Source organism: Streptomyces sp. NPDC057939, assembly GCF_042887545.1.
GTDB lineage: Bacteria > Actinomycetota > Actinomycetes > Streptomycetales > Streptomycetaceae > Streptomyces.
This window is the reverse complement of the sequence record NZ_JBHVPG010000073.1, coordinates 28078-32410: the sequence shown is the minus strand read 5'-3', so window position 1 is coordinate 32410 and position 4333 is coordinate 28078. Positions and strand designations below refer to the sequence as shown.

Annotated in this window: 3 protein-coding genes; all 3 read left to right on the top strand. The window is 76.2% G+C overall.

Going from position 1 to position 4333, the window contains the following annotated elements:
- The coding region (locus ACFVS6_RS39765) for a PQQ-binding-like beta-propeller repeat protein (protein ID WP_389711416.1) at window positions 1-1181 on the top strand (1181 nt) is incomplete at its 5' end.
- A gap of 93 nt (window positions 1182-1274) precedes the next feature.
- Window positions 1275-3401, top strand: a complete 2127-nt coding sequence (locus ACFVS6_RS39760; protein WP_389711415.1) for a TPM domain-containing protein — start codon at window positions 1275-1277, stop codon at window positions 3399-3401.
- An 86-nt stretch (window positions 3402-3487) separates the two neighbouring features.
- On the top strand, window positions 3488-4216 hold the full coding sequence (locus ACFVS6_RS39755; protein WP_389711414.1) for a PspA/IM30 family protein: 729 nt from the start codon (window positions 3488-3490) through the stop codon (window positions 4214-4216).
- Window positions 4217-4333 lie beyond the last annotated feature (117 nt).

The window sequence follows — 4333 nt, the reverse complement described above, 5'->3', positions numbered from 1 at the left end:
GGCCCGGGGTGGCGCGGCCGGCCGGCGCGGGGCCGTCCGTGGGGCCCGGCGCCGGGGGTCGGGCGGGCGCCGCCCCGTCCCGGACGCGGGACGCGGCCCCGCCCGGGGAGGTGCTGTGGCGCTCCCGCGTCCGGCCGCAGGCCCTGCACGCCGCCGGGGACAGCGTGGTCTGGCGGACCGGGCCGGACGTGGGCTCGGTGTGGGCCGCCACCGGTGCGGCGCTGTGGACGGCCCGCGCCGACGAGGGCGTACCCGCGACGGAGCTGCCCGCGGTCTCGGCCGTGTCCTCGGCGGCAGACACCGGGGCGGTGTACGTGGCCGTGTCGGGCCGGGACGGCGAGGGCGTACGCGTGCTGGCCCGGGAGGCGGGCGACGGCCGGGTCCGCTGGTGGCGCGACCTGCCGGAACCGCCGGCCAGGACTCCGGTGCTGACCGCGACCGGCGGGCTGGTCCTGTACGGGGCGGGCGGCGGACTCACAGCCCTGGACGGGTCGAGCGGGGAGACCGTGTGGCGGTACGGGGTCCGGGGGACCGTCTCCCGCCGGCCGACCGTCTCCGGGAACTGCCTGGTCCTGGCGGACGGTCTGCTGCTCACCGCCCTGCACCTGCCCACGGGGAAGCCGCTGTGGCACTGGCCGCGCAACACGCACCGCGGCGGGCCGCGACTGCCCGGCGGTCCGGTGCACGTGACGGACGGGAAGACGGTACGGGCGCTGCACCGGCGGGAGGGGCACGTCGTCTGGCACTTCGACGCGGGCACCCCGGCGCCGACCGGGATGCTGTCCCTGGACGACACCGTCCACGTGGCCGCGCACCGGGCGCAGGAGGGCTGGGACACGGTGTCCGCGCTGGACGCGGAGAGCGGCGCGGTGCGCTGGCGCCGACCGCTGGTCCGGCGTCAGGGCCCGGACTGCGCGGTCGAGCTGTTGGGCGCCGGGCAGGATCCGCGGGGCGTGCGGGGCGCGCCCGACGCCCGGGACCTGCTGTACGTGAAGGCCGGGGACGGGGGGCGGGGCGGGCTGCTGGGCCGCACGCCCCGGCCCCCGTTCCTGGCCGCCCTGGACCTGCTGACCGGGGAACTCCGCTGGCAGTGGGAGCACGTGGGCATCGGGAGCACGGTGCGGACCGGCCACGGCATCGCGCTCGCCCTGCCGGAACTGACGGCCATCGCCGTCCCGTAGCGGGGGCGGACGGTCCGGGCCGGGCCGTCCGGGACCACGGCAGGCGGTCCACTCCGGGTGCGGGCGGGACGAACCGCCCATAATCTCCGAAATGTGACTCCGCCCCCCTGGACGAAGAGGCGCTCCGCCGCCCGGATATCCCTGCGCACCGGACTGGCCCTGGCCGCCGCGCTGCTGGCGTTCGGCGGGTGGGGGGTGGCCGGGGCGCCCACGGCCCGCGCCGAGGATCCCGTCACCCTGTCGCGACAGGGGCAGGTCACCGACCGCGTGGGCGCCCTGGGCGACCGGCTGCCCGCGGTGACGGCGGCGCTGGACAAGCTGTACGCCGACCGCCGGATCCAGCTCTTCGTCACGTACGTCGACGACTTCTCCGGGCGCTCCGCGCAGAGCTGGGCGGACGCCACGGCGCAGAAGAACGGCCTCGGGCAGAACGACGTCCTGCTGGCGGTGGCGACCGGGGCACGGCAGTACGCCTATTCGGCCGACACCGAGTCCGGTTTCACGGAACAGCAGCTGGCCGACGTCGCCCGGACCGCCATCGAACCCGCCCTGAAGGAGAACGACTGGGCGGGCGCCGCGATCGGCGCGGCGAACGGCTACGCCGCGGTGCTCGGCGGAGCGCCCGTCCCGGTCCCGACCATCACCCCGGGCGAGGCCGATCCGGGCGGCGGCGCGGGCGGCGAGAGCGGCGCGGGCGACTTCGTGCTGCCGGTCGTCGCGGTCGGCGCGGCCGGGGCGCTGGGGGTGTACGCGTACAGCCGCCGCAAGCGCGGCAAGGGTGGCGGCGGGCGCGGTGCGGCGACCTCGCACCAGGGCTGGGACGGGCAGCGGGCCGAGACGCCGCTGCCGGAACTCGACGCCCGGGCGAAGGCGCTGCTGGTCGCGACGGACGACGCGGTCCGCACGAGCACGGAGGAACTCGGCTTCGCCTCGGCGCAGTTCGGTGACGAGGCCGTCGCCGGCTTCACCGAGGCCGTGGCGCACGCGAAGGACGAGCTGACGCACGCCTTCCGGCTGCGCCAGCAACTCGACGACGCCTATCCGGAGGACGACGCGACCCGCCGTCGGATGCTGGACGAGATCGTGGCCCGGTGCACGGAGGCGAACCGTCGGCTGGACGCCGAGTCGGAGGCCTTCGACCGGCTCCGGGACCTGGAGAAGAACGCCCCGCGGGCGGTGGAGACGGTGGAGGCGCACTTCAGGGAGCTGACCGGGCGGACGACGACGGCGGTGGCGACGCTGACGGCGCTGGCCGGTCGGTACGCGGACTCGGCGTCGGCTCCGGTGGCCTCCAACCCGGAGCAGGCCAAGGACCGGCTGCTGTTCGCGACGACCCACCTCGGTGAGGCCCGGGCCGCGCTGAACGACGGGGAGAACGGCCGGGCGGCCGTGCACGTACGGGCCGCCGAGGGCGCGGTGGACCAGGCGGCGACCCTGGTGGACGCGGTGGAGCGGCGGGCCCAGGAGCTCGCGGAGGCGGCCGGGAAGCTGCCGGGCGCGCTGACGGAGACGGAGTCCGACCTCGCCGACGCCGCCGGACTGCTGACGGGCACCACGGAGGGCACCTCGACGGCGGACCTGCGCGGTCGGATCGGCCGGGCGCAGGCCGTACTGGCGGACGTGCGCCGGGAGCAGGAGGCCGGACGGTACGACCCGATCGACGCCCTGCGGCGCGTGGAGGAGGCCGACGCGGCGCTGGACGAGTCGCTCGCCGGGGCGCGGGAGCAGGAGACGGGCCGGCGCCGCGCGGCGGGCCTGCTGGACCAGGCGCTGCTGTCGGCCCGCAGCGCGATCGGCGCGGCGACGGACTACATCACCACCAGCCGGGGCGCGGTCGCCAGCCAGGCCCGTACCCGGCTGGCGGAGGCCCAGCGGCACCTGGAGCGCTCGGTGTCGCTGGCCGGGTCGGATCCGGCGGGCGCCCTGACGGAGGCGCAGCAGGCGGACTCCCTGGCCCGGCAGGCGCAGCAGTTGGCGGAGCAGGACGTACGGGCCTACCAGAACCCGTACGCGGGCTCCCGCGCCGGCGGCGGCCGCGGCGGAGCCGTGCTCGGCGGCATCATCCTCGGCGAGATCCTGCGCGGTGGCGGGGGCTTCGGCGGGGGCGGGTACGGCGGGCGCGGCGGATTCGGCGGCGGGGGTGGCGGCGGGAGCCGCGGTCCCGGTTCCTTCGGCGGCGGGGGGACGCGCGGCCGGATGGGCGGTGGCGGCCGCTTCTGACCGACCTGCGCGAGCCGCGGCCCGCGCCCCGCGCCCCGCGGCGCGTCGTGCACCGGACGTTGACGTTCCCTCACCAGGAGAGACCCATGAGCAAGCAGACCATCCTCGGCCGCGTCACCCAGCTCGCGAAGGCCAACATCAACGCGCTGCTGGACCAGGCGGAGGATCCGCAGAAGATGCTCGACCAGCTGATCCGTGACTACACGAACAACATCTCGGAGGCCGAGCAGGCGGTGGCGACGACCATCGGCAACCTGCGGATGCTGGAGGCGGACCACAAGGAGGACGTGGAGGCGGCCGCCGAGTGGGGCGAGAAGGCGCTGGCGGCCAGCCGCAAGGCCGACGAGCTGCGGACGGCGGGGGGCGCCGCGGACGCCGACAAGTTCGACAACCTCGCGAAGGTGGCCCTCGGCCGGCAGATGCAGTCGGAGCGGGAGGCGAAGACGGCGGAGCCGACGATCGCCGCCCAGACGGAGGTCGTCGACAAGCTGAAGGCGGGCCTGACATCGATGAAGGACAAGCTGACGGAGCTCCAGGCGAAGCGGGACGAGCTGGTCGCCCGGGCCAGGACCGCGCAGGCGCAGAACACGATGATGGACGCGGTGAAGAACATCGACGTCATGGATCCGACCAGCGACCTGAACCGCTTCGAGGAGAAGGTCCGGCGGGAGGAGGCCATGGCGACGGGCAAGCAGGAACTGGCGGCGTCCTCCCTGGACGCGCAGTTCGAGTCCCTGGAGGACCTCGGCAGGACCTCGGAGATCGAGGCCCGCCTCGCCGCCCTCAAGGCGGGCGGCGCGGGCAGGGCGGCCTGACCCTGCCCGGCCCGGACCCGTGGGGGGGGGCGGTGGCGCCCCCCCCCCGCCGGCGATACGGACATGGCGAGGGGCTGTTAGGCCGCGGTGTCGTATAAACAACAGACGCAGCCGCCG